Annotated in this window: 25 protein-coding genes, 1 tRNA gene and 1 pseudogene; 7 read left to right on the top strand and 20 right to left on the bottom strand. The window is 70.1% G+C overall.

Annotated features, from left to right (window positions below; all coding sequences use genetic code 11):
- Positions 1-28 precede the first annotated feature (28 nt).
- The 5 genes from moaC (at position 29) to J4H86_RS21480 (ending at position 3047) form a co-directional block, all read left to right on the top strand.
- A complete protein-coding gene (moaC, locus tag J4H86_RS21460) occupies positions 29-568 on the top strand; it encodes a cyclic pyranopterin monophosphate synthase MoaC (RefSeq protein ID WP_236539774.1) in 540 nt (179 codons plus the stop codon).
- Complete coding sequence (locus J4H86_RS21465) at positions 565-1068, top strand: MogA/MoaB family molybdenum cofactor biosynthesis protein (RefSeq protein ID WP_394356404.1); 504 nt, start codon at positions 565-567, stop codon at positions 1066-1068. Before moaC ends, J4H86_RS21465 begins: the two co-directional genes overlap by 4 nt.
- 122 nt (positions 1069-1190) lie before the next feature.
- Positions 1191-1862, top strand: coding sequence for a GNAT family N-acetyltransferase (locus J4H86_RS21470; protein WP_236539776.1), 672 nt, complete (start codon positions 1191-1193; stop codon positions 1860-1862).
- A gap of 468 nt (positions 1863-2330) precedes the next feature.
- Complete coding sequence (gene sepX / locus J4H86_RS21475; RefSeq protein ID WP_236539778.1) at positions 2331-2924, top strand: divisome protein SepX/GlpR; 594 nt, start codon at positions 2331-2333, stop codon at positions 2922-2924.
- 50 nt (positions 2925-2974) lie between these two features.
- Positions 2975-3047: transfer RNA gene (locus J4H86_RS21480), tRNA-Ala, on the top strand.
- 799 nt (positions 3048-3846) lie between these two features.
- Here J4H86_RS21480 and J4H86_RS27690 read toward each other — a convergent pair.
- From J4H86_RS27690 to J4H86_RS21525, 8 genes and pseudogenes are all read right to left on the bottom strand, one after another.
- Positions 3847-4719: pseudogene (locus J4H86_RS27690) on the bottom strand (recombinase family protein); the annotation flags it as partial.
- A gap of 166 nt (positions 4720-4885) precedes the next feature.
- Entirely contained in the window at positions 4886-5086 is a 201-nt protein-coding gene (locus J4H86_RS21495; protein ID WP_184398046.1) for a hypothetical protein, read from the bottom strand.
- Positions 5087-5092: 6 nt separating this feature from the next.
- Positions 5093-5737: a hypothetical protein gene (locus J4H86_RS21500; protein ID WP_236539784.1), complete on the bottom strand. Its 645-nt coding sequence runs from the start codon at positions 5735-5737 to the stop codon at positions 5093-5095.
- A gap of 8 nt (positions 5738-5745) precedes the next feature.
- Positions 5746-6225, bottom strand: coding sequence for a single-stranded DNA-binding protein (locus tag J4H86_RS21505; protein ID WP_184398050.1), 480 nt, complete (start codon positions 6223-6225; stop codon positions 5746-5748).
- Positions 6226-6309: 84 nt separating this feature from the next.
- Complete coding sequence (locus J4H86_RS21510; protein WP_236539785.1) at positions 6310-8094, bottom strand: type IV secretory system conjugative DNA transfer family protein; 1785 nt, start codon at positions 8092-8094, stop codon at positions 6310-6312.
- Entirely contained in the window at positions 8091-8609 is a 519-nt protein-coding gene (locus J4H86_RS21515; protein WP_236539787.1) for a hypothetical protein, read from the bottom strand. The genes J4H86_RS21510 and J4H86_RS21515 overlap by 4 nt, the downstream gene beginning before the upstream one ends.
- Positions 8610-8669: 60 nt before the next feature.
- A complete protein-coding gene (locus tag J4H86_RS21520; RefSeq protein ID WP_236539790.1) occupies positions 8670-10217 on the bottom strand; it encodes a TraC family protein in 1548 nt (515 codons plus the stop codon).
- Positions 10214-11002, bottom strand: coding sequence for a hypothetical protein (locus tag J4H86_RS21525; RefSeq protein WP_236539791.1), 789 nt, complete (start codon positions 11000-11002; stop codon positions 10214-10216). Before J4H86_RS21525 ends, J4H86_RS21520 begins: the two co-directional genes overlap by 4 nt.
- Positions 11003-11154: 152 nt before the next feature.
- On the opposite strand from J4H86_RS21525, the gene J4H86_RS21530 reads away from it, so the two are divergent.
- Positions 11155-11316: a hypothetical protein gene (locus tag J4H86_RS21530; RefSeq protein ID WP_236539793.1), complete on the top strand. Its 162-nt coding sequence runs from the start codon at positions 11155-11157 to the stop codon at positions 11314-11316.
- Positions 11317-11325: 9 nt separating this feature from the next.
- Entirely contained in the window at positions 11326-12216 is an 891-nt protein-coding gene (locus J4H86_RS21535) for a CHAT domain-containing protein (RefSeq protein WP_236539795.1), read from the top strand.
- 7 nt (positions 12217-12223) lie between these two features.
- On the opposite strand, the gene J4H86_RS21540 is transcribed toward J4H86_RS21535, so the two are convergent.
- The 12 genes from J4H86_RS21540 to J4H86_RS21595 form a co-directional block, all read right to left on the bottom strand.
- Entirely contained in the window at positions 12224-13693 is a 1470-nt protein-coding gene (locus J4H86_RS21540; RefSeq protein ID WP_236539797.1) for an SCO6880 family protein, read from the bottom strand.
- A 3-nt stretch (positions 13694-13696) separates the two neighbouring features.
- The gene (locus tag J4H86_RS21545) at positions 13697-15043 is read right to left on the bottom strand and encodes a conjugal transfer protein TrbL (protein WP_236539799.1); all 1347 of its coding nucleotides are present in this window, start codon (positions 15041-15043) and stop codon (positions 13697-13699) included.
- 30 nt (positions 15044-15073) lie between these two features.
- Complete coding sequence (locus tag J4H86_RS21550) at positions 15074-15358, bottom strand: DUF6112 family protein (RefSeq protein ID WP_236539800.1); 285 nt, start codon at positions 15356-15358, stop codon at positions 15074-15076.
- 124 nt (positions 15359-15482) lie between these two features.
- Positions 15483-15749, bottom strand: a complete 267-nt coding sequence (locus J4H86_RS21555; protein ID WP_184398062.1) for a DUF6112 family protein — start codon at positions 15747-15749, stop codon at positions 15483-15485.
- Positions 15749-17407 (bottom strand): M23 family metallopeptidase, encoded by a 1659-nt coding sequence (locus tag J4H86_RS21560; RefSeq protein ID WP_236539802.1) that lies wholly within the window; start codon positions 17405-17407, stop codon positions 15749-15751. Before J4H86_RS21560 ends, J4H86_RS21555 begins: the two co-directional genes overlap by 1 nt.
- Before the next feature lie 19 nt (positions 17408-17426).
- Positions 17427-18098 carry a hypothetical protein gene (locus tag J4H86_RS21565; RefSeq protein WP_236539803.1) on the bottom strand — a complete coding sequence of 224 codons (672 nt, stop codon included), beginning with the start codon at positions 18096-18098 and terminating at the stop codon, positions 17427-17429.
- 77 nt (positions 18099-18175) lie between these two features.
- Positions 18176-19207: a ParB N-terminal domain-containing protein gene (locus J4H86_RS21570; RefSeq protein WP_236539805.1), complete on the bottom strand. Its 1032-nt coding sequence runs from the start codon at positions 19205-19207 to the stop codon at positions 18176-18178.
- Positions 19204-20085: a hypothetical protein gene (locus tag J4H86_RS21575; RefSeq protein WP_236539807.1), complete on the bottom strand. Its 882-nt coding sequence runs from the start codon at positions 20083-20085 to the stop codon at positions 19204-19206. Before J4H86_RS21575 ends, J4H86_RS21570 begins: the two co-directional genes overlap by 4 nt.
- Positions 20086-20184: 99 nt before the next feature.
- On the bottom strand, positions 20185-20592 hold the full coding sequence (locus J4H86_RS21580) for a hypothetical protein (RefSeq protein ID WP_184398067.1): 408 nt from the start codon (positions 20590-20592) through the stop codon (positions 20185-20187).
- A complete protein-coding gene (locus J4H86_RS21585) occupies positions 20589-21395 on the bottom strand; it encodes a DUF2637 domain-containing protein (RefSeq protein ID WP_184398070.1) in 807 nt (268 codons plus the stop codon). The genes J4H86_RS21580 and J4H86_RS21585 overlap by 4 nt, the downstream gene beginning before the upstream one ends.
- A 75-nt stretch (positions 21396-21470) precedes the next feature.
- A complete protein-coding gene (locus tag J4H86_RS21590) occupies positions 21471-22316 on the bottom strand; it encodes a bifunctional DNA primase/polymerase (RefSeq protein ID WP_236539808.1) in 846 nt (281 codons plus the stop codon).
- Positions 22316-23395, bottom strand: coding sequence for an ArdC-like ssDNA-binding domain-containing protein (locus tag J4H86_RS21595; protein ID WP_184398074.1), 1080 nt, complete (start codon positions 23393-23395; stop codon positions 22316-22318). The genes J4H86_RS21590 and J4H86_RS21595 overlap by 1 nt, the downstream gene beginning before the upstream one ends.
- Positions 23396-23570: the final 175 nt, after the last annotated feature.

The raw sequence follows: 23570 nt of genomic DNA on the forward strand, positions 1-23570 counted from the left end.
GCCGAGCCAGACAGGGAACAGAGGAACGATGACCAACGCTGAGACCGCGCCACCGGAGCACACGGATCCCGGGGGCGAGCACCCCGCCGGGCTCACCCACCTGGACGCCAGTGGCGCCGCGCGGATGGTCGACGTCTCCGGCAAGCCGACCTCCGTACGAACCGCCACCGCGACCGGGTTCGTGCGACTCTCGGCGACCGTGACCACCGCCCTGCGCGACGGTGCGGTGCCCAAGGGTGACGCGCTCGCCGTGGCGCGGATCGCGGGAATCCAGGCCGCCAAGCGCACGCCGGACCTGGTTCCCCTGTGCCATCCGATCGCCATCCACGGGGTCGACCTCGACCTCCGGATCGAGGACTCCGGCGTCGGAATCACCGCGACGGTGCGGACCGCGGATCGCACGGGAGTGGAGATGGAGGCCCTCACCTGTGTGACGACGGCCGGGCTGGCCCTCGTCGACATGGTCAAGGCCCTGGATCCGGCGGCGGTCATCACCGACGTGCGGGTGGAGGAGAAGACCGGCGGAAAGACCGGTGTGTGGCGGCGCGACCCGTCGGACCAGCGGTGACGATCGGAAGCGCCGCGGTGATCGTGGCGTCCAACCGTGCCGCCTCCGGCGTGTACCCGGACCGGACGGGCCCACTGCTGTGTGATGCACTCGCGTCCCTGGACTTCCGGGTGAGCGGCCCCTGGGTGGTCCCCGACGGGGACCCGGTGGCCGCGGCGCTGCGCCGGGCCCTGGAGGAACGCCACGACGTGGCCCTGACCTCGGGTGGAACGGGACTAACCCCGACCGACCGCACTCCCGAGGCCACCCGGCCGCTGCTGGTTCGGGAGGTGCCGGGGATCGCCGAGACCCTGCGGTCCGTCGGGTGGAGTGCGGGCGTGCCCACCGCGGTGCTGTCCCGGGGACTGGCGGGGATCGCGGAGTTGGGCACGCACCAGATGCTGATCGTCAACCTCCCTGGCTCCACCGGAGGTGTGCGCGACGGTATCTCGGTCCTCAACGGGATCCTGCCGCACGCGGTACAGCAGCTCGCTGGTGGGGATCATCCACAGGTGTCCTGATCTCAACGGTTCCCGGTTGGCTCCCGGGAAGTGGGATACTGGACGCAAGCGCACCTCGTTGCCTCGAGGGGGCCGACACAGACGCCCCCGCCCAGTCCGGCCGTGCCGCAAGGGAGAGAATCGTGAGTCGAATCCCTGGCTGGCCCGTCACCCTGCGCGAGGGTCCCGTAGGCCTGCGTCCCATGCGGATGCGCGACGCGGGTGCGCTCCGTGAGACCCGGCGACGCAACATGGAGTGGCTGCGTCCATGGGAGCCGACCCTGCCGGAACCACCGTTGGAGCCCGCGCACCTCTCGCCCTACGTCGCGATGATCCGCGCGGTGCGCGCCGAGGCGCGCCGTGGCATGGCGATGCCATGGGCCATCACCTATGAGGACGTGTTCGCTGGTCAACTCACCGTAGGGGCGATCACCTGGGGTTCGGCGCGCAACGCTCAGATCGGGTACTGGATCGACGAACGGTTCGCCGGCAAGGGAGCGACACCCACCGCGGTCGCCCTGGCCGTCGACCACTGTTTCTTCACCACCGGTCTGCATCGGGTCGAGGCGAACGTACGGCCGGAGAACGGGCCGAGTCGCCGGGTGGCGGAGAAGCTCGGATTCCGGGAGGAGGGGATCCGTCGGCGCCAGCTCCACATCGACGGCGCGTGGCGGGACCACATCTGTTACGCGCTGACGATCGAAGACGTGCCACACGGCCTCGTCCATCGGTGGCGCCAGCGCCTGGCCAACGATGACCACCGGATCCCCGGTGGGCAGGACCCAGGTACCTCAGCGTCGTCAGCGGCTCCCTGACGGCCGAATTTTTCTTCCCGGAAGGGCTGCCGCTCGGGCGTGTCGCGCGGAATAATCTCCCGAAAGTATTGTGCCGGCCCACTGGTCATGGCACCCGTGATCACGTTCAGTGGTGAAAATACAACTCTCCGTGGGTCCCCTTTGTCTGGTATGTCGCCACATGCCGCAGAAAATATTGGATGGGGACATGCTGCAATCTCGCGACACACCGACCCGAATGCTGCGCATACGCGGACAGTGGGTCGTACGGTGCGGAATATAGACGTATTGGTGGGGGAGGGAGTCCGGAAATATACCGCACAACCCCGTGGGCGTGAAACCCGCGGTTGGCTCGTGCGAATGGCCACGGAACCGTAGGAGTCACCGGTGGCCGATAGGAACGGACGCGAAGTCACGCGCCGCGAACCAGGAATTTCACGATAACTCGGGCGTAAGCACGATGGTCGAAGGAGTGAGGGGGGCTATGACATGACCAGCTCTCCGCTGTACCTGGCTATCGTTGCGGTCTGGGCTGTCGTCCTGGTCCCCATGCTTCTTCGCCGGGACGCGGCCGACACCACCTGGGTCCCCAGGCGGGAATCCAACGGCGAAGACACCGAGACCGAAATGTACGACGAGGGCCTCGACGACCACGGCGAGGCGCCGCACGAGAACGACCCCCACGACACTCACGTCGACCTGGGGGACTCCGTCGAATCCACCGCGCCGCGGAGCGCGCCCGTGCGACGGGCCACGGTCATGGCCCGTCGCCGCCGCCGCACGTCCGGGCTGCTGCTCCTCCTGATTCTCACGGCCGCCGCCGCGATCTCGGGAATCGCCCAGTGGTGGGTCGTCGCGCCCCCGACGATCCTGTTCATCGGCCACTGCGCCCTGCTGCGCGAGGCCGCCAAGATCGACGCCGAACGACGCGTCCAGGCACGGATCCGCCGCGCGGCCCAACGCGCGGAGGAACAACGCCGAGCGGAGGCCGAACACGAGGCCAAGGTCATCGAACTCGCCTCGCGCCGCCGCGGCGTCTACGACCAGTACGCCGACGCGCACCTCCGCGCCGCAGGAGACTGAAAACCTGGTTCGCGCACGCCTCACGGACTGCTAGTCTGGTGAACGTCCAAGGGGCTGTGGCGCAGTCGGTAGCGCGACTCGTTCGCAACGAGTAGGTCAGGGGTTCGAATCCCCTCAGCTCCACGTAAAGTTGAACGTTCGAACCTTGCCCCGCATCATCGCGGGGCAAGGTTCTTTCGTTGTGTGGCCTGGGGTTGGTGGCCAGGATCGTCTGGATCGCTTCGGTCGGTTGGAGGGTGGCGTCGTCGTCGTCATCGATGGTGATGCGGTCGAACAGTGCCCGGTTGAGCATCCGCCGCTCGGAGGGTTCGGCCTTGGCGTAGACGTCGCCGATGTCGGTGAGGAGCCCGAGGATTGCGTCGAGCCCGACCTTGGCCTTGTCGTAGGTCATCTCCAACGTGTCGAGCCGGCCGGTGATCGCTTGCAGGCTCGCGCGGATGCGGTCTTGTTCGGTCTTGAGCAGGGCGATGGGGATCGCGTCGGCGTAATGGGCTTGGAGGAGCTTGACCTGTTCGGCTTCGAGCTTCGCCTTCTGCCCGGCGAGGAGCTTCTTCTCGTCGCTGGTGGATTCGGAGAGGGTGTCGAACACCTGCCCGAGCACACCCTGGACCTGCGCGGCCTCGCCAGGACTGATGGAGATGTCCTGGTAGCCGGCCTCGATGGACTGCTCGACGCGGTGGGTGAGGACGGCGGCGCGCTGGCAGTTGTTGCGCTTGAACCGACGGCCGGTGCAGGTGAAGTAGTCGTAGGCGACGCCCTGGTGGTTGCGGGGACGCTCGAACATGAGCCGCTTCCCGCAGGCGCAGTAGATCGAGCCTTTGAGGTAGTGATCGTACTTCTGCGGCTTGTCGCCGACGACGTGATTCTGCCGCAGAATCGTCTGCACCTGCTCGAACGTCTCCGGCGTCACGAGCGGATCATGTGTGCCGGGGTAGGTCACGTCACGGAAGGTGACGATGCCCTGGTAGTAGGGGTTCGTGAGGATCTTGTGCAGCGCGGTCGTGGTAACCGGCTTCGCGGGGAACGACGGCGTGGGCCGGGTGGTGAGGCCGCGGGTCTCCAGCTCGCGGGCGAGCTTCGATAGCGACCAGTCGCCGGTGGCGTAGGCGGTGAACGCGAACCGGATCAGCTCACACCGGTCGGGGTCGAGCCGGACCTCGCGGACTTCGCGCCCGTTCGCGTCGATGGTGCGGACGTTGAGGTAGCCGATGGGTGCCCGGTGCGGGGTGCCGCCGATCGTGGCTTTCTGCACGAGCCCCTTGGTGACCTCCTGGGCGAGGTTCAGGCTGTAGAACTCGGCGATCGAGGCCATGATGCCGTGCATCGACATCCCGGACGGGGTCTCGTCGATGTTCTCCATGACGGACACGAGCGTGACCCCGGCCCGGCGGAGTGTGGCGTGGATGATCGCGTCATCGAGCCGGTTCCTCGCGATGCGGTCGACCTTGTTAATGATGCAGTACCGGACGGGGTGCTCGGCGAGATAGTCGAGCATCTCTTGGAGGGCTTTGCGGCGCGCGGTCTTGCCGGACTCGCCTGGTTCGATGAACTCCGCGACGATGACCGCGTTCAGCTGGTCGGCCTTGCGCTGCGCGGCGTCGCGCTGCGCGGGGATGGAGAGGCCTTCTTCGAGACCGTTGCGGGTGGCCTGGTCCTTGGTGGAGACCCGCAGGTACGAGATCGCGGGCACCTTCCCATCAGGAAGGGCCGCTGCTTCGCTGGTCTGCTTCGGGCCGGCGGCCAGGGTGCGCAACGCGCCGAGGTCGAGGCCGGCGGGGAGATCGAGGAGCGTCATGGTCGTGACTGCCTTTCGGGCTCTCACCCAGCCCCAGCATTGGGGGTGGGTGCGGGCGCCGACGGGCGGTCACGACACAAATTGGGGAGGCCTGCCGAACCGCGACGGGTTCGGGCAACAGATGGGTAAGCCGGTAGCGCCCTGGGATGGACGTACAACTGGGATTCTACCGTTCGCTGCCCAGCAGCGCCCGGAGCTGGTCTCCGGCCCGGCCGACCGGGCTGGCGGTGCCGGCCTCGCGCAGGGCGACCCGGATGAGGACTTCGGCGATCTTCTCGGTGTCGATCTGCTCCCGCCTCGTGAACGTGACCCGCAGCCGTCGATCCGCCGAAGGGCGCTGGGTCTTGCGCTGATAGTTCCGCACCATCACCGCTCACCCGTCCTCAGAATCGGCGTCCTCGTCGGGGTCGGCGTCGATGTCGAGGTCGGCGTCGTCGAGGCGGGCGAAGAAGGCGTCTTCGGCGGCTTTGCGGCGGGCGACCTGTTCGATCACGAAGGCCACGAAGTCCTCCCGCCGGTTCGTGATCGGGATATCTTCGACCGGCGGGGCCGGGGGCTCGCCGGGCCAGGCGGTCTGCCGGTCGGGACGGTCGCGATCCAGGCGGGTGCCGGAGGCGGCGACCCAGTCGCGCAACCGCTGCCGGGCGGCGGCGAAGTCGCGATGCCACCCGATCGCGGCCGAGGCGTCCTGTTCCGGGTCGTAAGCGGCGAGCCAATGCAGATGCAACGCGGACAGCTCCCACTTGAGCGCCGGATGCCGGTGCCACAACGGCGGGATCACCGAGGCGGGCAGCGCGTACTCTCTCCTGACCCACTCGACCCACCGGTTCAGGGCGAGCCATTCCTGCTCCAGATCGTGCGCGAGCAGCAGGTTCCAGTTCACCGGCCGCGGCGGCCCCGGCACATCATCGTCGGGACCGGTCGGCCCGAAGTCTTCGTCCTCCCACTCGTCCTGCTGACCCTCGTCGTCGGGGGTCGTCTCGTCGGCGGGCGGGCGCGTGGTGTCGTCGTCCATCATCCGGCTCCTCACATGGCCCGGGCGGGCTGCTCGTGGCCGGGCTGTTCGTGCTCGGGCGGCTCGAAGCCGACCTGCCGCTGCGGCTGCTGCCGGTTCGGGGGCTCCATCTGGGAAAGCCGGCGCGGGCTGCCCACGTGGGTGTTCATGCGGGCGAGATCGTGGCCGAACCGGCTCGCGATGAACTCGGTCTCCTCGACCCCGGTCTTGGGGTGGGTGCTCGGTTCCGTGTGCCCGATCGCGAGGAACCAGTCGCCTTTGGCGAGCTTGCGATCGCCGGCTTCGGCCGCCCCGCGGAACGCGACGACATCGTGGAAGGTGGTGGGGAGCTTGATCCTGGACCCGTCGGGTGCGAACTCGTAATGCTCCTGCCCGGCCCGGAAGTACAGGCGCGGCTTGCCGTCGTGCGTGGTCGGCTTCGGATTCGAGGCGACGAACCCGTAGAAGGCTTCACTGATCTCCGGGTCGACGTTGGGCTTCTGCTCGCTCATCGTGTGCTCCTGCTCTGCTCATGCCGCCCGCTCGTCCGTGGGGGCTGCTCGTGGCAGGCAGGTGCACCCGACCACCCCGGCGGGTTACTGCTGGTGGGCGTTGTGCAGGAGCTGTTCGACCTCGGCTCGATCCGCCTGGAGCTGCGTGCCGTCGGGGCGGTCGGGCCAGGCACGCAGGTCGGTGATGATCGGCGGAGCCGACCGCAGCAGGGTGACGGCGGTGCCGAACGGGAGGCGTCGGATGTGATCGGGCGGGAGGATCGCGACCCGCCGCACGCTGCGTTGGTTGGAGCGGGAGCCGTGGTCGCCGACGGTGGTGGTGTCGGTGAGCTCGTCGCGTTCCCCGATGAGCGTGGAGAGGTCCTGGAGGTCGCGGCTGTTGGAGGCGCCGCCGAGGATGATTTTCACGATGGACGCGTCCCAGATCGCGCCGGCCTGGTGCTCGTTCCACTTGTCCCGCGCCTGCGCGAGGGACTGGAGCACGGCGAGGGTGGTGATGCCGGTGCCGCCGCCCTCGGCCATCAGGGTCGGCAGGCTGGGAAGAGGTGCCAGGTTCCCGATCTCATCCAGGCACAACAGCAGCGGCGGGTCCAACCGGGCACCGGTGGAGCGGGCGGCCATGCGGCGGGCGGTCTCCACGAGGTCTTCGACCAGTGCGGCGACGAGCGCGGCGCTGTTCCCGGCGCCGGCGCCGGTGGCGAGGAGGAACAGGGTGCCGCGATCGCGGATGAACGCCTCGGGGTCGAATTCCTCGCCCTCTGCGGGTGAGACGGCATCGAGCACCCGCGGGTCCGCCAGCGCCGCCAGCGAGAGGCTGACGCCCTGCCAGATGGAATCTCTCGTGCGCGGGTCGGCGTCGATCATCGACGCGAGCGAGTCCGCCCACCCGGTCGCCGCGTCGGGGTGGTTGGTGAGGATCGCGACCGCGTCCGCTGCGCTGGTGGGGTCGAGGGTCCAGCGGAACAGCTCAGATGGCGACCGGCTGTCGAGGGCGGCGGCGTGCAGCAGGGCCTGCAGCGCGGCTTTGGTTTTGCCTTCCCAGAAGTCGCCGCCTTCGACCCCGCCCGCGGAGAGGCCGGTCGCGGAGGCGAGGCCGGCGGCGCGGATCATCGCGGTCTGCGGGGACTCGCATCCGCGGATCGGTGACCAGCGCATCCCCGCCGGCAGGCCTTCGGCGAGATGCTGGGGGTCGAACACCGCGACCGGGCCGATGCGTTTGCGGGCGCGCAGGCACGCGGTGACGTTATCCGGGCGCGTGGAGGTGGTGACGACGGCGCCGGGGGCGTCGAGGATCGCCGGGATGATCAGGTGCAGGCCCTTGCCGGAGCGGGGCGGGCCGATCAGCAGGATCGAGTCCTCCACGCTCGCCCACACCTCCCGGCGGTGCGCGGTGCCGAGCCGATACCGGACATCACCCGGCTGCGGGTTGTCCAGGCTGGGGCGGAGGGTGCCGGCCCGCCGCATGAGCGCCTTCACTGACGCCGCCTTGGCGGCCTCATGCCGCGTGGCGGTGCCTTCCTTCCGGTGCGGATCGCCCGCGGCCTGCCGACTCAGCCGGCGGATCAGGCTCCAGACCCAGAGCCCCGCGGCGGTCAGGGCGGTGAGCATGAGGGCGGCGGTGATCCAGTAGACGACGGGGTTCAGACCCTCAGCGCCGAGCTGCCCGCCCGGGTCGGAGGGGTGGAAGAACACCGCGACCCCGCCGGTCGCCCCGGTGGTCGGCTGCGGGGTGCCGGTGAGGAACGCGGCAATACTGCCCGCGGCACGGAGCACGAACGCGACCCCGAGCAGTCCGCCGATCGCGATGAGCAGGATGTTGGTGAGTTCGTCGCCCATCGGCTGGCCGGCGCGGCCCTGCGGGCCGGTCATGACAGGCCCCTGACGGCGATCGTGCCCGAGACCCGCCCGACCAGCACCACCTCACCCGCCTTCGCCGCGGCGACGACCTCGGGGTCGAGGAGGGCGCGGGCTCGGCCGTCGGGGGTCGCGTCGGTGTGGGCGACGATGACCGCGACGGCGACGTCTTCGCCGGAGATGAACCCGTCACCGCCGTCGACCCGGATGGGGTCGGCCCCGCGACGACGCCGGCCCGCTTTCCTCACCGGCTCCGGCTCCGAGTCCGTGTGGCGCTTCAGGGCGGGACGTTTGGCGGCGGGGAGAATGTCGGTGAAGGTGCTGCCGTCGACCTCGTGCACGGTGACCCTTACCGGGATCGCCCGGTCGTGGGTGACGAGATCGATGATCTGCGCGAACATCGCCCGCCGCCACGCCCCCACACCCTCCGGCGCAGCGACCGGGTGGTGGTCGAGGGTCGCGGTGAGGGTGCCGTCCTCGTGCACGTCGAGCACGAGATGCGGCACCACCACCGGCGCAGAACTGGTCAAATCGGCGGGGCTCTGAGCGTGTCTCATGCCCGCCAGGTGCACCGCACCACCCCGGTCCGGTCAGCTGCGCGCCGCCGCCCGCGAGCTCGTGTCGAAGAGCCGATTCTCGGCCGGGTGCAGCTGGTGTTGGACGACGTAGGAGGAGCCCTTGATCTTCCACAGCCCCTGCCCGACCCCCAGCGTCGGCAGCAGGGCCTGTTCGGTGCCGGTCAGGCCGAGCGCCGCGGAGGTGGGGCCGAGCTGGTCGCTCTCTTGCCGGTAGATGATCCTCGTCTCCGCGTTCGCCAACAAGGAGTTGGCGAGGCCGCGCATGGCCGAGCCCTGATCGCCGACATTGTCGAGATCGGAGACCTTGTGGAAGATCATCGCGTTCGCGATCCCATACGCCCTGGCGAGCCGCCAGTGCGCGTCCATCCGCCTCAGCAGGGCGGGCTGGGACATGAGGCGCCAGGCTTCGTCGTAGATGCACCACCGCTGCCCGCCGGCGGGGTCGAGGAGGGCGGCTTCCATCCACGCGCTGGAGCAGGTCATGAGCGCGGAGATGAGGGTGGAGTTCTCGGTGACCTGGGAGAGGTCGAGGGAGATCATCGGCAGCGACGGATCGAACACCTCCGTCGAGGGACCATCGAACAAGCCGGCGAGGTCACCGGCGACCAGGCGGCGCAGGGCGTGGCCGACCATCCGCCCGTCCTCTCGGAGCCTGCCGTCCTCGTCGCCGGCGGGGTCGAGAAGGTGGTCAACGATCATCGGCAGGATCGGCACCGAGTTGCCGCGCATGGTCGCCGCCAGGGCGGTGTCGATCGCGGTGTGCTCCAACGGCGACATGGGCCGCGCCAGTACGGTCTCCGTCAATGCTCCGATCAGGTCGCGTCGCCGGGAGACGACGGTCGCGGTCCATTGTTCGTCGCTCATCCCGGCCGGCCGGTAGCCCTCATCGAGGGGATTCAAGCGTGAGGGCAGGCCGTGGCCGAGCTTGATCGCCCGCCCGCCGACGGCTTCCGCCACGGCCGTGTGTTCGCCTTTCGGGTCGCCGGGGATGTAGACGCGGCGACCGAACCCGAGCGAGCGCGTGTAGAGGCTCTTCGCCAGGCTCGACTTGCCGGAGCCGACGATCCCGGCGACCACGACGTTCGGGGCGGTGATGACCCCGTTCGCATACAAAACCCACGGGTCGTAAACGAATGACCCGCCTGAGTAGAGGTCCTGCCCGATGAACACGCCGTGGGAGCCGAGGCCGCCCTCGGCGAGAAACGGATACGCCCCAGACAGCATCGCCGAGGTGTCCTGATGCTTCGGGAGGCGAAACCGGCCCGGCGTGCGCAGCGTCGCCGGACCGGGCTCGCCGGCGGCGGGCAGATACCGGGTCGCCCGCAGCTCAGCCCGCTCACGCTCCCGCTTCGCCCTCGCCTCGGCCCGCTCACGTTCCCGCTTCGCCCTCGCCTCGGCCCGCTCACGTTCCCGCTTCGCCCTCGCCTCGGCCCGCTCACGTTCCCGCTGTGCGGCAACGAGCTCCGCCGCCGCCTGCCGGCGCTGCTTGCGCAGCCGGCGCCGCTCCTTGGCCGGGGCGACGAGGACGGCGGAGTGCAGCTTCTCGCGGTCGCCGCTCACCGGAACAACCCCCGGTCCTCGGCGACCTCATCGATCGCATCCGGCCGAAACCACGACGACGCCCCGCCCGATCGTGCCGTCCCGCCATGCCGCCCGCGCCGCGGCGCGGGCTCCGGGAGGGGCGGGATGGTGGTGCCGGAGGCCGGAGCCTCAGGGTTGGGGGCGTCGATGCGGCGGGACAAGCCCACGTAGTTCAGATCGAGGCTGTAGGTGAGGGCGTAGTCGCCGGACGTGGCGAGCCGGTCGGCGGCGCTCTGCGGGGCGGTGTCGTAGACGTACCCGTGCTCCATCGCATCGCTGACGGTCTCCTCGCCGTGATCCCAGCCGGCGAGGTGGGCGATCGCGGCGTCCGTGCCCTGCCGGTCGATGATCTCCATCACCGGGTCCGCGTCCTCGCCTTGGAGGAACACGATGCTGACCCACCGGTGCTGCGGATCGTCGGGCTTCCACGCGATCTGCCCCGCCTTCCCGGACGCCTGGTCGAGGGAGACTTCGGCCTGGTCCATGCGGGCGGACGCGGTGCGCAGCGCATCGATCGTGTCGCTGATGAGCGTCCGTGCGGCGAGCGGATCACCGTGATCGGTCGTCGCCCGTGCCGCACTGCGGTGATGGTTCTGGGCGAGCTGATCGGTGACCTGAGCCAGGTACCGGGTGCTGGCCAGCAGGTTCCCGATGACCTCATACATGACGCGCGGGTCCTCGATGGCGGCCGTGGCGTGCGCGAGACCGCGCAAGGCCTCAGCGGCTTCGCGGGCATCCGCTTGGGGATCGTTGAATGTCGGCATGACAGCTCCTCAGGTTTCGGCGGGCGCGGCGCGCCCCGACCCCGGCGGAGGTGAGATGGGGTCGGGGCGCTGTGTTCCCCAGGTGCGCACGGCTCTGCTCTGTCCGTGGTGCCGGATAGCGTTGCCACGCAGGTGAATCGAGAGGAGCCGAGGTGGGATCACAGCAGTACCGCGGGGAGCTGGAGCGCAAGCGCAAGCAGCGCGTCGACGCGGAGAAGAAGGCCGGTGAGTACCGGAACAAGGAGTCGAAGAAGCGTGCCGAGGCGGACAAGGCACGTCAGGAGGCGACGAAGACCAAGAGCGCGGCGACATAGAAATCGAAGTTGAGCCGGGCCGCGCAGCGTGACAAGGAGGCCGCGTCCGCCGGAAGCGAAGCGAACAAGTGGCAGGCCAAGGCCTCCGGCTACCGTAAGCAGGAAGCAGACCTCCAGACCAAGCTCGCACGAGCAGAGCGCTCCGAGGCCGACGCGGCGGAACGGAAGCGCAAGCGAGAGCAGACCGCGGCTGATCGGCGCGCAGCCGCCGAACGCGCGGCGACCGAAGCGCGCTTCGACCGCACGGAACATGCTGTCGGCGAAGCGCTCCGGGAACTGCGTGCACCCAAGCCCGAGAAGCTGCGGGTGCTGTTGCTCGGCGCGTCCTCCGAAGGCGATCTGCGCGTCGGGCGAGAGCAGAAGCGTATCCGATCCGCCGTCGAGTCCGCGCTGCACCGAGACCTGATCGAACTCGATGTCCGCCCTGCCGCGACCGCGAGCGACCTGCTGGACGGCATCACCAAGTTCCGTCCGCACGTCGTGCACTTCTCCGGACACAGCAACGAAGACCTCATCGTCTTCGAACACGACACCGACGCACCGCACGCCGGGCACGTCGTCACGGCGCGCGCGTTCTCCCGCGCCATCGCCGCCACTGACGACCCGCCCCTGCTCGTGCTGCTCAACGCCTGCAAATCTGCCGCGCAGATCGATCAACTCGTCGCGGACGTCGTCCCGTTCGCTATCGGCATGGCCGACAGCATCGACGACGGAGACGCCATCAACTACGCCGCCCAGTTCTACGCCTCCATCGCGAACGGACAGTCCGTGCGCTCGGCGCATCTGTCCGGACAGGCCGCGTTGGAGATGGCCGGCCTCGACGGTGCCGAGCTCCCGACCCTCGCCGCAGCTCCCGACGTCGACCCCGGTGCCACGATCCTGGTCGAGCCCACCGACTGACCACATCTCAGATGCGGCGGGCGATGGGCAGGGCGGCGGCGGTGAACGCGGCGGCCTGCTGCCCAACCAGGCGCCGGGTTTCGCATGACGCCTGGATCGCGGCCTGCTCGATCGCCGCGACCGCCGTGTCGAGCTCTTCGACGGTGGGGGCGGTGATGGCGATGAGGCCGGTGTAGCGCAGCACCCCGTGCCCGGCGGTCAGATCGGCTTCCTGGCGCAGCACGTCCTCGTACTCGGCGGTCTGGGAGGCGTCCTGGATCTGCCCGATCTTCGCCCGCTGGGCGCGGTCGCTGATGTACTCCACCTTCTTCTTGCGGATATCGCGCACGGCTTGGTCGGTGCGGAGCGGGGTGCAGATCAGCGAGATCGACCGCTGTATCCCTGTCGACAAGGTGATGGGGGCGAGGAACCCGGGATACACCATCGCGCGGGGCCACTCCGAGATCCAGAGCACGGCGTGATAGCCGGAATCGGTCCGCAACCGCTCCCACGTCTCGGCGACCGCGACCGGGCCGGCGGTCGCGAGGTCCTGGCCGAGCTGTCCGTGGCGTTCCAGAGTCGGCCCGATGGCGGGGTCGTAGGCGGTGCGCAGCATCACCGCCAGCTCGCCCGTGGACAGCCAGCCGGAGGGGGTGAGGTCGGCGGCGCGGAGCGCGGAGAGGAGGGTGGTCATCTCCTGGCGGAGCACGTTCGCCGCCCCTTTCAGGCCGCCACCGGCGGTGCGGATCTGCCGGCCCGCCGCCTTCATATCCAACGACAACGACAGCGTCGTGGCGTGACGTTCCCCGGCAGGCCCGGCACGGTCGATCAGCTCGCTGTAGGTGGTGGAGGCCCAGGAGTCGTCGTGGGTGCCGTGCTCGGCCCACCATTCGGCGAGCCCCTGCCCCGAATCCGGCAGCGTCCGCTCCAGGACTTGGAGGGTGGCGACCCGGCCGGAGCGGCAGATCGTGGCGAGCACGCGGCCCCAGGCGGTGACGCGGCGGTGCTGCTCGGACGGGTCGAGCAGCACGAACGCCGGATGCGTGACCGACACCACCACGGTGAGCGTGTTCGCGGTCGGGTCGTGGATCATCCCGGCCCCGGTCTCGGGATCGGTGTACTCGCGCAACCTGGCCATGTCGCCGGGCAGCGCGAGCGTGCCCTCCGGTCTCGGGGTGACGATTCGGCGGCGGTAGAGAAGCTGTCCGCCGGTGGTGCGCCAGGCCCACCAGGCGCAGACGGGTATCCATTCGACCAGGGCTCGGCCGCTGATCTTCACCCAGGTCAGGGCGATCGCGGCCGCCCAGATGGGGGCGGAGTAGGCGATGAGGATGCCGCCGCCAGCGTAGAGCGCTCCGATCAGGGAGGCGCCGCCGATGCCGAGGGCGATCATCTGCGACAGTGACAGGCCCAGGATGAGGCCGCGTCGGGTGAGGCGGGAGAACTTCACCGGCACCAGCTCGCCAGCTGACTCCGTTGTGTCGTCGGTGCGTGGCATCGTCTACTCCTTCCCTCCGGCCGGGCCGGGTTCTGCCGGTTCGGTTGGGGTGTTGGGCACCGGCGCCGACGGAGCCGGCGGCGTACCGCCCGAACCGACATCGCCTCCGGGGGTGGTGGTGTTGCCGGTGTTCTGCGCTCCCGCGGCGGCAGTGTCGGCCTGGGCGCCGACCTCATTGCCGGCCTCGGGGCCGGCCTCGGCGGCTTCTTTGGCCACGATCACGCCGGCCACGACCGGGGCGGCAGGCCCGCTGCTCGCGGCCGTCTCCGTTCCCGCCTCGGCGGTCGCGGTCTCCGTCCCCGCGGTCTCAGTGCTGGCGGGCGGCTTCGCCGCGGGCGGGCTCCCACCGCCATCCCCGTCACCACCACCGCCGCCGCTGGAGCCGTCGAGGATCTTCTTCGGGCCCTCACCGCCCCGGGTGGGGATCGGGAGGGGCCGGTTCATGGCGTTCTTCGCGTCCTGCTCGGCGCCCATGGTGTTGTAGAGGTCGAAGCCCACGAAACTCAGGAGCCGGTAGACCATGTAGGGGGCAAACGCCGCGATCCCGAGCAGCACGATCCCGGCGATCGGCTCGGTCACCGCGGTCAAGCCGGCGTCGATGGGGGTCGCGACCTGCGTGATCGCGACCAAGAACACCACGACGAGCACCAGCTTCGAGACGATCAGGGCGATCAGGAACGTCACCCACTTCCCGATCCACCCCTTCGTCACATCCCACGACGCCCCCGACAACGCCAGCGGGGCGAGGACCACGGTGACGAGGATCAGCGCCTTGCGGATCAACAAGCTGAACCAGACGATCCCGATCGCGGCGATCATCAGCCCGGCGAGGAAGATGCTGACGATCGCGCCCACGCCGGGGGCGGCGATGTTCAGCCCGGACAGGGCGCCAGCGAGGAGGAGGAGCTGGTTGCCCATCGATTCGGTGGTCTCCCCGGCGGCCTGGATGAGGCCGATGCACAGCTGGTCGACGATCTCCAGCAGCAGCACCGTCGTCAACGTGATGACCACGAAGCTGCCCAGGATCGACTTGCCCGCCCCGAGCGCGGCACGTGAGAGGGCGCCGGGGTCGCGCTGGATCATCCCCGTGATGAGTTGGAGGAAGAAGAAGATCGCGATGATGAACAGGGCGATCCCGAAGACGATGTTGTAGACCGAGACGAACCCGTCCTGGTTCAGGTCGACCAGGGTGGTGGTGTCGAAGACGGTCCACATCGTCTCCATCAGCCAGGCCGCGGCCCCGGCCATCGAGGAGGCGAGCCAGTCGAACGGGGCGGCGATCAGGGACGCGGTGCCCTCACCGACCGCGTCGCACACATTCGAGATGACGGGGATATCGCACACGCTCACGGCGCACCCCTCCTTTCACACGCCGAGGGGTTAGACCTGCTGGCCGACCGACCAGCCGAAGTTCACCAGCGCGACGGCGGCGCCGCAGATCACGGCCGCGCCACAGGAGATCAGCAGCCCCGTCTTCCCCCGCCCCGCCAGATGCGGGTTCGAGGAGTTGGAGCCGTAGGCCCAGACGATCGCGGAGACGATCAGCGCCAGCACGGCGAGGATGAGGCCGACGGTCATCACGGCGCCGACGATGGTACGCAGCTGCTCGATGCCCGGCAGTCCGCTGGAGTTGGGGTCGATGTCGATCACGATGTGCCCTTTCACGAGCCGAGAGACAGTTCCGACCGCCAGGTGCACCCCGCGACCCCCGGGCACACGAAAGGCCCGCCCCGAGGTGCCGAAGCACCCGAGGACGGGCCAGAGAAAACAGACGACGGCCGCAGCGGGGTTAGAGCTGGTTGCCGATGGTGATGAGCCAGTTCAGCCACGCCACGCCGGCGCCGGCGAGGATCGCGCCGGCGAAGGACACGAACACCCCGGCCCGGCCGCGGGCGGCGAGCTGGTAGTTGCCGTTGCTGGAGCCGATCGCCCAGCAGACGCCTGAGACGATCAGCATCAGCACCGCCACGATCAGCACGAACATCAACACCGCGCCGGCGACCTCCCGCAGATCCTCGATCCCCGACAGCCCTTCGAAATCCGGGAACACCTCCATCACGCCCCCTCCCGGACCGTGATGTGGAGGTGGTCGAAGTGCCCGCCGGTCACATCTGAGGGGTCGTGCATCCCGCCACCGCTGTAGTCGCGCCAGCCCTCATCGGCGCGGGCGAGGGACCAGATCTTCCCTTGCCAGATCAGGTACTCGACGCCGAGGATCTCGGCGTGCTCTTGGAGCCAGTCGGTGACCCGCCACCCGTACTCGAGCTGGGCCGGGGTCGGGTACTGGCCGATCGCATTCCCGAACGCCACATCACACGCACGCCCGATGGGATGCTCCGATTTCGATCCCGGCCGGGGCGAGTAGCACGCCCACGTCGACTCCGGGAACGCGGCGAGGGTCTGTTCGTAGACGCTGCGCGTCCGCACCGTGATCTGCCCACCGCTGGTGGGGTCGTCCACCAGCTCGTCCGGGTCGCCCTCCACCGGGGCCGGATCACCCGGCGCTTCGCCGTCGGAGCCGGTGTCGCAGCCTTCTTGCCCGGGCGGGGTGACGTCGGACTCGTCGAGGTCGGCGGCGTCGTGGTCGTTGAGCCACTTCGCGGGGTCGATGTACTCGCCGTCCGTGCCGCCGTCGCGGACCTCGAAATGCAGATGCGGCCCCGTCGACATCCCCGAGCTGCCGACGTCGGCGATGTGCTGCCCGGCCCGCACCGTGTCACCCGGCGCGACGTGGATACCGTGCTCCCAGGAATGCGCGTACGCCGTCGCCATGGTCTTCCCGTCGATGCGGTGCTCGATGACGACGAGACCGCCGTAGCCGCCGGAGAACTCCGAGACCGTCACGGTGCCGTCCGCGGCTGCGAGGATCGGCGTGCCGTCCGGGGCGGAGAAATCGCTGCCGGTGTGGAAGGACTGCTCCCCGGTGATCGGATGCGTCCTCGGCCCGAACGGGCTCGTCGGCACCCACGTGCCCTCCGGCAGCGGGAACACCACCCGCGAGGACTCGACCGGCTCCGCACCCACCAGGACCGGAGCACGGGTAGGGCCGGGATCGCCACTGCCAGTGCCGCTGCTGGTGAGGGCGGTGAGGATGTCTTCGGCGACCGGCTCGAAGTTGTCGTAGCGGTCCGGGAACGCGCTGACTTCCACCGACTGGGCGGCCTCGCCCTTGCCCATCTGCTCCCACCCGGGAATGTCCAGCAGCCCTCTCGGTGAGCCGCCGTTGGGGCCGCCCGGGCCACCGTAGAACGCGGCGGCCTGATAGTCGGGGTCCATGAGCTCGGCGACGGTGCCCCACCCGGAGGCCGGCCGCATCTGAAACAGCCCCAACGAGTCGTTGTCCGAGCCATCGCCGTCGTTCGGGTAGTCGCCGCTCTCCGGATACGCGGAGGTGTTGGCGAGCATCCGCATCCGCGACTCGGTCAACGCCGCCATCAACGCGATCACGATCCCATCCCGGCCGACCCCGTCAATGGTCGAACCGGTCTCGATGATCGTGGCGGCGTGGGTGAGCTCGGCCTTGCCGAGGACGATCGGTTCCCCGTCGCGGGTGGTCGAGGTCAGCTCGTCCGGCACGTCACCGACCTGCACGCTGCCGCCGGGGGCGGCGCAGGAGGCGGCGGAGGGGTTGACGAGCAGCCCGACCGAGACGAGCACGACCATCGGGCCGAGCAGGACGAGGGCGGCGAGCCCCGCGATCGTTTTGCGCAGCATCAGCGTCTCCTCCCCGGTGTCAGCGCAGGGGCTGGTCGAGGACGGACAGGCGCAGCAGATAACACGGGTCGCCGCCCGGCGGGCAGGTCAGGAAGATCGTGAACGCCACCTCATGCGCACTCGACGTCGCCTCGTCATTCCAGACCCCCTGCCGGTGGCGGACACCCTCGACCGTGTACGCGATGGTGCCGGGCGCCAGTTGCCCCGGCTGCGCCTGCGATTCCGCCTCCGCCCACGCCTCCGGCACGAACACATCGGTGAGCTCCAAGCGCTGGGTCGTGCTGTACTTGCGCAGCTCGACCCAGGTCTCCCGGTTCGGGAGATAGCCGGCGATATCCGAGGCCAGACCCGCCTGCTCGACCCCGGACGGATCGGCAACGGCCAGGAGAACGCTGGTGTAGTCCAGCGGCATCAGCCCGCTGGTCGTATCCCACCCGAACAGCGCCTCCGCAACGGCGCGGGCGAACTCCTCCGGGTCGTCGGTCTCAGGGATCGGCGCCAGCTCCCGCGGCCCCTGCTCCGTCGTGCCCAGTGCGGTCGGTGACGGGCGCGCGGGTGGCGGGTCGCTGGTGGTGCGGGGGCCGGCGACCAGGCCGTAGACGCCGACGCCGACCAGGAGCAGCACGACGACCGCGGCCGAGATCAAGACGACCAGTCGGCGGCGGGAACGAGAAGCATCTGTCGAGTTCATGCCCACCAGGTGCACCCCGACGCACATCCGCCCCAGCACCCCCTACAGGGGTCCGGGGCGGCCAAGCAACGTGAGGGTCAGAGGGCGCGCAGATGCCGTACCCCACCCTCGCCCTCTGCACGGTCGTCGTCGTTGTCGGTGTTCTGGTTGCGTGCGGCGCGGAGGGCGGTGGCGAAGCGGGCGGTGCCGTCGGCGATCGTCAGGAACATCTCGATCTGCTCCTCGGTGAGCTCGCCGGCGAGCACGGCCGGGTCGTAATGCGTCCACCAGTCGACCAGTTCGCCCCAGATCACGACGAACGAGCGGGCCGTCCACACCGTGAGCCTCGCCGGCGCGGGAGCGGCCGCCGTCTTCGTGCGGCGGGGCCGGTTCTTGGCGCGGGCGACCGCTTCCTGTGCGAGCCGGTCCAACTCCGCATCCCGGGTCCGGGCGGGGTCGTCGAGGAGGGCGCGGACCTCCTCGAAGATCGGATGCACCGGCGCGCCCGCCTCGATCCGTGCCAACGCATCCGCGACCTGGGCTCGGGTGTCGTCGGGGAGGTCGTCACGGTCGGCGGCCTGCTGGATCGCCTCGATCTTGTCCAGCGTCCGATACGACGCCGCGCCCGGGATCATCGCCGCCGCCTGCTGCCGCGCCTCACCCGCCGCACTCGGTGAAGGTGTCGGTGACGGTGTCGGAAATTTTCCGCCACCGTCCTCCCCACCCTCGCCGGTCTCGGACGGTTGGTGATCGGTGCTGAACCGGGATGCTTCCTGACGGCGGGCCGCGTCCTCGGCGAGGAGGGTCTTGAGCTCGCGGTAGAGGGATGCGGCTTCCAGTGGGGTGAGGTCCTTGTGTAGAAGGTTGTCGTCCTGCTCCGCGAGGAGTTGCCCGAGCCGGTCGGAGATCCCTTGCCGCACCCACACGTTCACGGTGCGCCAGCCGAGTTGCTGGATCGCGGCGAGCCGGCGCCTGCCGCACACGAGCACCCCGTCCGGGGTGATCGTCGGAGGCTGGAGCAGCCCGTCGCGAGCGATGGACGCGGCCAGGGCGTCGATGTCGCCCAGGTCGGTGCGGTGCCGGTTCCCGATCCTGATCGAGGACACGGCCCGTTCCAGCTCGATGCTCATCGCCGGCCCCCATTCCGGGGTGCCGCCAGTGACACTGTGAGCACGAGGTCGTCGTCGTGCAGCAGCACCGGCAGCGTCTCGCCGATCAGCAGGCGCAGCAGAATGCCCCGCCCGGCCGAGGTGGCTGCGACACCGGGGGCGGGGTTGCCGAGCAGCGCCCGCAGCAGCGCCGTCCACGAGGAGCCGGGCAGGTCGAGCAGGGCGCGGGAGTGCTGGTCGCGGCGCAGCACCTCGAACGCGGACTGCCGCGACCCAGCACGGGCGAGGGCGTGGCAGACATGCTCGACCGCGGCGCGGGCGGTCTGGGCCGGCCAGCCGAGGACCGTGACGAACGCGATCGCGTCCTCCACCGCCCCAGAGGCCGACGTGACCACCTCGGCCGGCTCCACCACCTCCCTCACACTCCCGTTCTCGTCGTGTTCGTCGTCGGGGTGGGGGTCGGTGATGTGGAACGCGGGATGGTAGTCATCCAGCGGGTTCTCGCGGTCAGAGAGGCGTTCTGCGTCATGGAAGACCGAGTAGTGCGGGCGGCGCGCCTGATGCGTCGAACAGAGCAGGCCTTGGGCGCGTTCCTCGGCGATGCAGGTGATCCGCACCGCGTGAGTGACCACGCCCCACGGGTCATCGGCCTCGCGCGCGGAGCGAGTGCGCATCACATCGAACGCGGCACCCGCCGCCTCCCACGGATCAAGGCCATGCTTACGCGCCAGAGCCGCATACTTGTCGGCCGCGTACTGCATGAGCTTCGCGGCGGTCGGGTCGGTGCGCCACGCTCCCGGTCCTTCCGCGTGCAGCCGGGTCAGCAGGGCGCGCAGGCCCTCGCCCGTCGTGTAGTCCTCGCCGCCCGGGCCGGCGGCGGTCGTTGTGTGCGGGATCATCTCGGCACCTCCTGCCAGGCAGGTGCACACCGGCTCCCACGAACAGCGGGGCGGTCAGGGAAAGAACGTCGGATCGTGGACATGACGGCTCACCCCTGGTCACTTCCTGCCCAGACCCAGCGCCTCGGGCGCGGGCTCCTCGCGGCCGAACGCCGACAGCGGCGGCAGCCGCCTCGCACCCGCGGCGATCTGCCGACCGACATATTTGGCGCTGACCGCGATGCCATGCCGGGTCCCACGAACGAGCTTGGCGTCCAGGTCGATGCCCCGCCGCGACAGAGAGCCGCCGCCACGGGCGATCAGATCGGAGGCGCGCACCCAGTCCACCCCGCGCGTCGGCCTCTCCACGTCCACGCCCTCCGCGCTCTGCTTCTCCCTGTCGACATCGGCGGCCTGGATCGCCTCCGGCGCCATCCCCGCCGACGGATCAGGCCGCTCCGGCCCTGCCGCCTCGGATGGTGGCTGCTCGGGCGACTGCTGGTCGTGCGGATGCTGTTCGGCGTTCATGACAGTTCCTCCTCGGAATGTTCAGGTGGGATGCCGGCCTCCTGCGGGCCGGACGACTCAGACACCTCGACCGCGGGTTCGGGCTTGGGCTGGGCTTGTTGGGGAAGCCAGCGGCCCACGGTGGAGGGATGCACGTCGAGCTCGCGGGCGATCTGCTTGTTCGACCAACCCGCCTCCCGCAGCCGCGCCGCCCGCTCCCGCCGCCCAGAACTAGCCACCGTCGGAGCCGGCTCGTGGGCCTCGTGGATCGCGGGCGCGGTCGGCTCTACTTCGTCTTTGTCCTCGTGCTGCGGTGAGGGGGCGTCGGGCTCCGGCGCCGGGCTCTGGGTTGGGGTCTCGGGTGCGGTGCCTGCCGGCGGGAGAGCCGGCAGCGGCTCATCGGTCTGCGGCGGGGTGGTCGTGGTGCGGGTGGAGCGGATGAGCACGACGGTCAGATGCGTGGACGCCAGCAGCACCAGGGGTGGGACGGCGGCGACGGTCGCGGCGAGCAGGCCCGGCACGGACGCCTCGGCGGTGACCAGGGCGTGCGCGGCGTTCGCGACCACCGAGACAAGTGCGCCGCCAATGAGCAGCGCCCACGGATACCACGCCGCCCGGTGCCCATCGAGAGCGACCACGGCGACGGTGGCGACGACGATCAGCCCGTCGACCAGCAGCGGCCAGATCCACGCCTGCCCGCCCCCGATCCCCGAGCGCACGGCGAGGTCGGCCAGCGCCGTGAACGACAGCCAGAACGCGCCCGCGCCGATGAGCACGGTGCCCGACGCGGCCGTGACCACCGCCCACCCGCGCCGCCGAGTCATCACAACCCCCTCGCCGGCGCGAGCCGCTGCTCCGGGGCCGCGTCATGTGACGGGCCGGGGCGGGACGCCCTCGTCTCACCTGCCGGAGCTGGGGTGCCGTGGATGCGTTTGTAGCCGGAGGTGACGGTGCGGGTGATCTCCCGAGACCCGAAGTCGGGCTGCTCGACCGTGAGCATCGCGTCCAGCGCCTCCCGATACGGCACGCCTTCCTCGGCGAGCACGCACGAGGCCCAGACCAGCTTCCGATTCCGGTCCGTGCGCTCTCCGCCCAACCAGTCCGAGCTTCTGCGGATCAGTCCGCCCCTGCCCGCGCATCCGAGGCGGGAATCGACGCGGCGGGCGGGGCGGTTCGAGAAAGCCCCGCAGCCGGCCCGCGTCCAGCGGGCGTGCGGGCTCAGTGCCGAGCTCGGTGATCCGGTACGGCACCATCTCGCCGTCGATCACGCGCAGCGAGGGTGGGGCGACGATGTAGCCGCCGTCGCCGCGGAAGTCGATCCCCGCGTCCCCGGCCTGCCACGACCGCTGCTCCATCTCGTCGGCGGCTGGGTAGTAGAGGTGCAGGCCGCCCGTCGGCGTACGCACCAGGAACTCCCACCCCATGACGAGGCCGGCTCGGTCGGCGCGGTGCAGGGCGTCGTAGCCGTTCGTGCCGTGCACGTCCACATCCACCACGACCAGCCCGGAGGCAGCGCCGGTCGGCACACCGATGTTCGCCTGCGGGAAGCGCCGCCACCACGCCTCGACCTGCCGCAGGTCAGTTGTTGCGTCCCGGAACCCGCGGCCGTGGCGGATCAGCGGCACCTTGTCGCGCGGCGCGACCGGGAACACCGGCACCCCCGCAGACGCAAGCCCGCGGGCCGCGTACGGGAGAGGCTGGTCGGTGGCGTCGAGGAAGATCGCCGACAGATCACGGACCGTCATCACAGCCCCCGCCCCGCCCGCTCGGGTCGCAGCTCCTCAGGCTCCGCGGCAGGCGCCGCCCGGCCGGCGCCACGTTCTAGTGGGCGGCGTTGGGTGTCGCGGTCGAGGCCGGGCGGGGTGCCATCGGGCACCTGGGTCGTGTCGAGCCCATCGAGGATGTTGATCGCGGTCTTGCGGATCCGCTCCCCGGCGGCCTGGACCACCTCGACCGGGTTCTTCCCATCCACGGCCGCCGCCCACCCGGCCACGTACGGGATCGTGTACTCGCTGGTGTCCATCCCGTGAGCGGCACCGATCATCAGCGCCACGGATTCGGCCTCGACCTCACCGATCCCGCGATGTCGGCGGGCCTCCTCCTGGTCGGGGCCATGCATCAGGACGTGGGCGAGCTCGTGGCCCTCGGTCTTCACCTGCGCGGCGTCGGGCATGTTCTCCCGCACGGCGACCTGGCGGGTCTCGAAGTTCGTGAGCCCGTTCGCGCCGCCGATCATGCCCTCGTGCGGCACCCACAGCAGCTCGAACCCCTCCGCCTTGATCCGTCCCGCCAGCCCCTCGCGCAGTCCTTCCGGCGCCTCCCCGGTCAGCAGCCGCGGCTCCGGCTTCTTCGGGAGCGGGTCGCCGGTGGTCTGGGAGACATCCCAGACGTAGGCCGGGCGTACCCCGACCATCTTCGAGCGCACAGTCTCGCCCGGCTTGGGCTTCTCGCCCCGGTTCAGGCGCCGCCACGACGCGGGATCGGAGGGGTTCGCCGACGCGAATCGGCCGGTGACGGGGGCGAGGATCTGGTATCCGGCCTGGCCTTTGCCGACCTGTCGGCCGAGCTGTTGCCACTGCTTGTACCCGGCGACATAGGTCGGGAACGGCTCGGGCACCCGGCCCTGCTCGAACGCGGCCTGATGCTGTTCCCAGATCAGCAGGACGTTGTTGAACGACCGCGACCGGAACCTCGCGGCGAACCGGAGCGCGTCGGCCCAGTCCTCACCGGTGACGAGTCGCTCGACCGCGCCGGTGAGCCTGTCGTGGAGCTCGTCGAGCTTCGCCTCCCGCGCCTGGCGGGCCTCCTCTTGCCTCGTCGCCATCGTCCGGCCTCCTCCAGGCGGGCCAGCCACCAGGGGCGGCGGCGGGCCCTGTACCTGCGAGGTGAGCCAGGCACATCCGGCGAGTCGAGACGGTCAGCGAACTACGGGATCGGTAGGTTGGCCGCCAGGACAACTTGTGGTCGTGCCTGACGTAGGACATACCGGCCTACCAGCG

Source organism: Spiractinospora alimapuensis (assembly GCF_018437505.1).
In the GTDB taxonomy this organism is placed as follows: Bacteria; Actinomycetota; Actinomycetes; order Streptosporangiales; family Streptosporangiaceae; genus Spiractinospora; species Spiractinospora alimapuensis.

Excerpts from the sequence above, each read along its gene's own strand:
- J4H86_RS21505 (WP_184398050.1), bottom strand. The coding sequence starts at position 6,225 with ATGAGCGAGCAGAAGCCCAACGTCGACCCGGAGATCAGTGAAGCCTTC.
- J4H86_RS21500 (WP_236539784.1), bottom strand. The coding sequence starts at position 5,737 with ATGATGGACGACGACACCACGCGCCCGCCCGCCGACGAGACGACCCCC.
- J4H86_RS21565 (WP_236539803.1), bottom strand. The coding sequence starts at position 18,098 with ATGAACTCGACAGATGCTTCTCGTTCCCGCCGCCGACTGGTCGTCTTG.
- J4H86_RS21555 (WP_184398062.1), bottom strand. The coding sequence starts at position 15,749 with ATGGAGGTGTTCCCGGATTTCGAAGGGCTGTCGGGGATCGAGGATCTG.
- J4H86_RS21540 (WP_236539797.1), bottom strand. The coding sequence starts at position 13,693 with ATGCCACGCACCGACGACACAACGGAGTCAGCTGGCGAGCTGGTGCCG.
- J4H86_RS21585 (WP_184398070.1), bottom strand. The coding sequence starts at position 21,395 with ATGACTCGGCGGCGCGGGTGGGCGGTGGTCACGGCCGCGTCGGGCACC.
- J4H86_RS21575 (WP_236539807.1), bottom strand. The coding sequence starts at position 20,085 with ATGATCCCGCACACAACGACCGCCGCCGGCCCGGGCGGCGAGGACTAC.
- J4H86_RS21595 (WP_184398074.1), bottom strand. The coding sequence starts at position 23,395 with ATGGCGACGAGGCAAGAGGAGGCCCGCCAGGCGCGGGAGGCGAAGCTC.
- J4H86_RS21570 (WP_236539805.1), bottom strand. The coding sequence starts at position 19,207 with ATGAGCATCGAGCTGGAACGGGCCGTGTCCTCGATCAGGATCGGGAAC.
- sepX (WP_236539778.1), top strand. The coding sequence starts at position 2,331 with ATGACCAGCTCTCCGCTGTACCTGGCTATCGTTGCGGTCTGGGCTGTC.
- J4H86_RS21560 (WP_236539802.1), bottom strand. The coding sequence starts at position 17,407 with ATGCTGCGCAAAACGATCGCGGGGCTCGCCGCCCTCGTCCTGCTCGGC.
- J4H86_RS21590 (WP_236539808.1), bottom strand. The coding sequence starts at position 22,316 with ATGACGGTCCGTGATCTGTCGGCGATCTTCCTCGACGCCACCGACCAG.
- J4H86_RS21580 (WP_184398067.1), bottom strand. The coding sequence starts at position 20,592 with ATGAACGCCGAACAGCATCCGCACGACCAGCAGTCGCCCGAGCAGCCA.
- moaC (WP_236539774.1), top strand. The coding sequence starts at position 29 with ATGACCAACGCTGAGACCGCGCCACCGGAGCACACGGATCCCGGGGGC.
- J4H86_RS21495 (WP_184398046.1), bottom strand. The coding sequence starts at position 5,086 with ATGGTGCGGAACTATCAGCGCAAGACCCAGCGCCCTTCGGCGGATCGA.
- J4H86_RS21525 (WP_236539791.1), bottom strand. The coding sequence starts at position 11,002 with ATGCCGACATTCAACGATCCCCAAGCGGATGCCCGCGAAGCCGCTGAG.
- J4H86_RS21510 (WP_236539785.1), bottom strand. The coding sequence starts at position 8,094 with ATGACCGGCCCGCAGGGCCGCGCCGGCCAGCCGATGGGCGACGAACTC.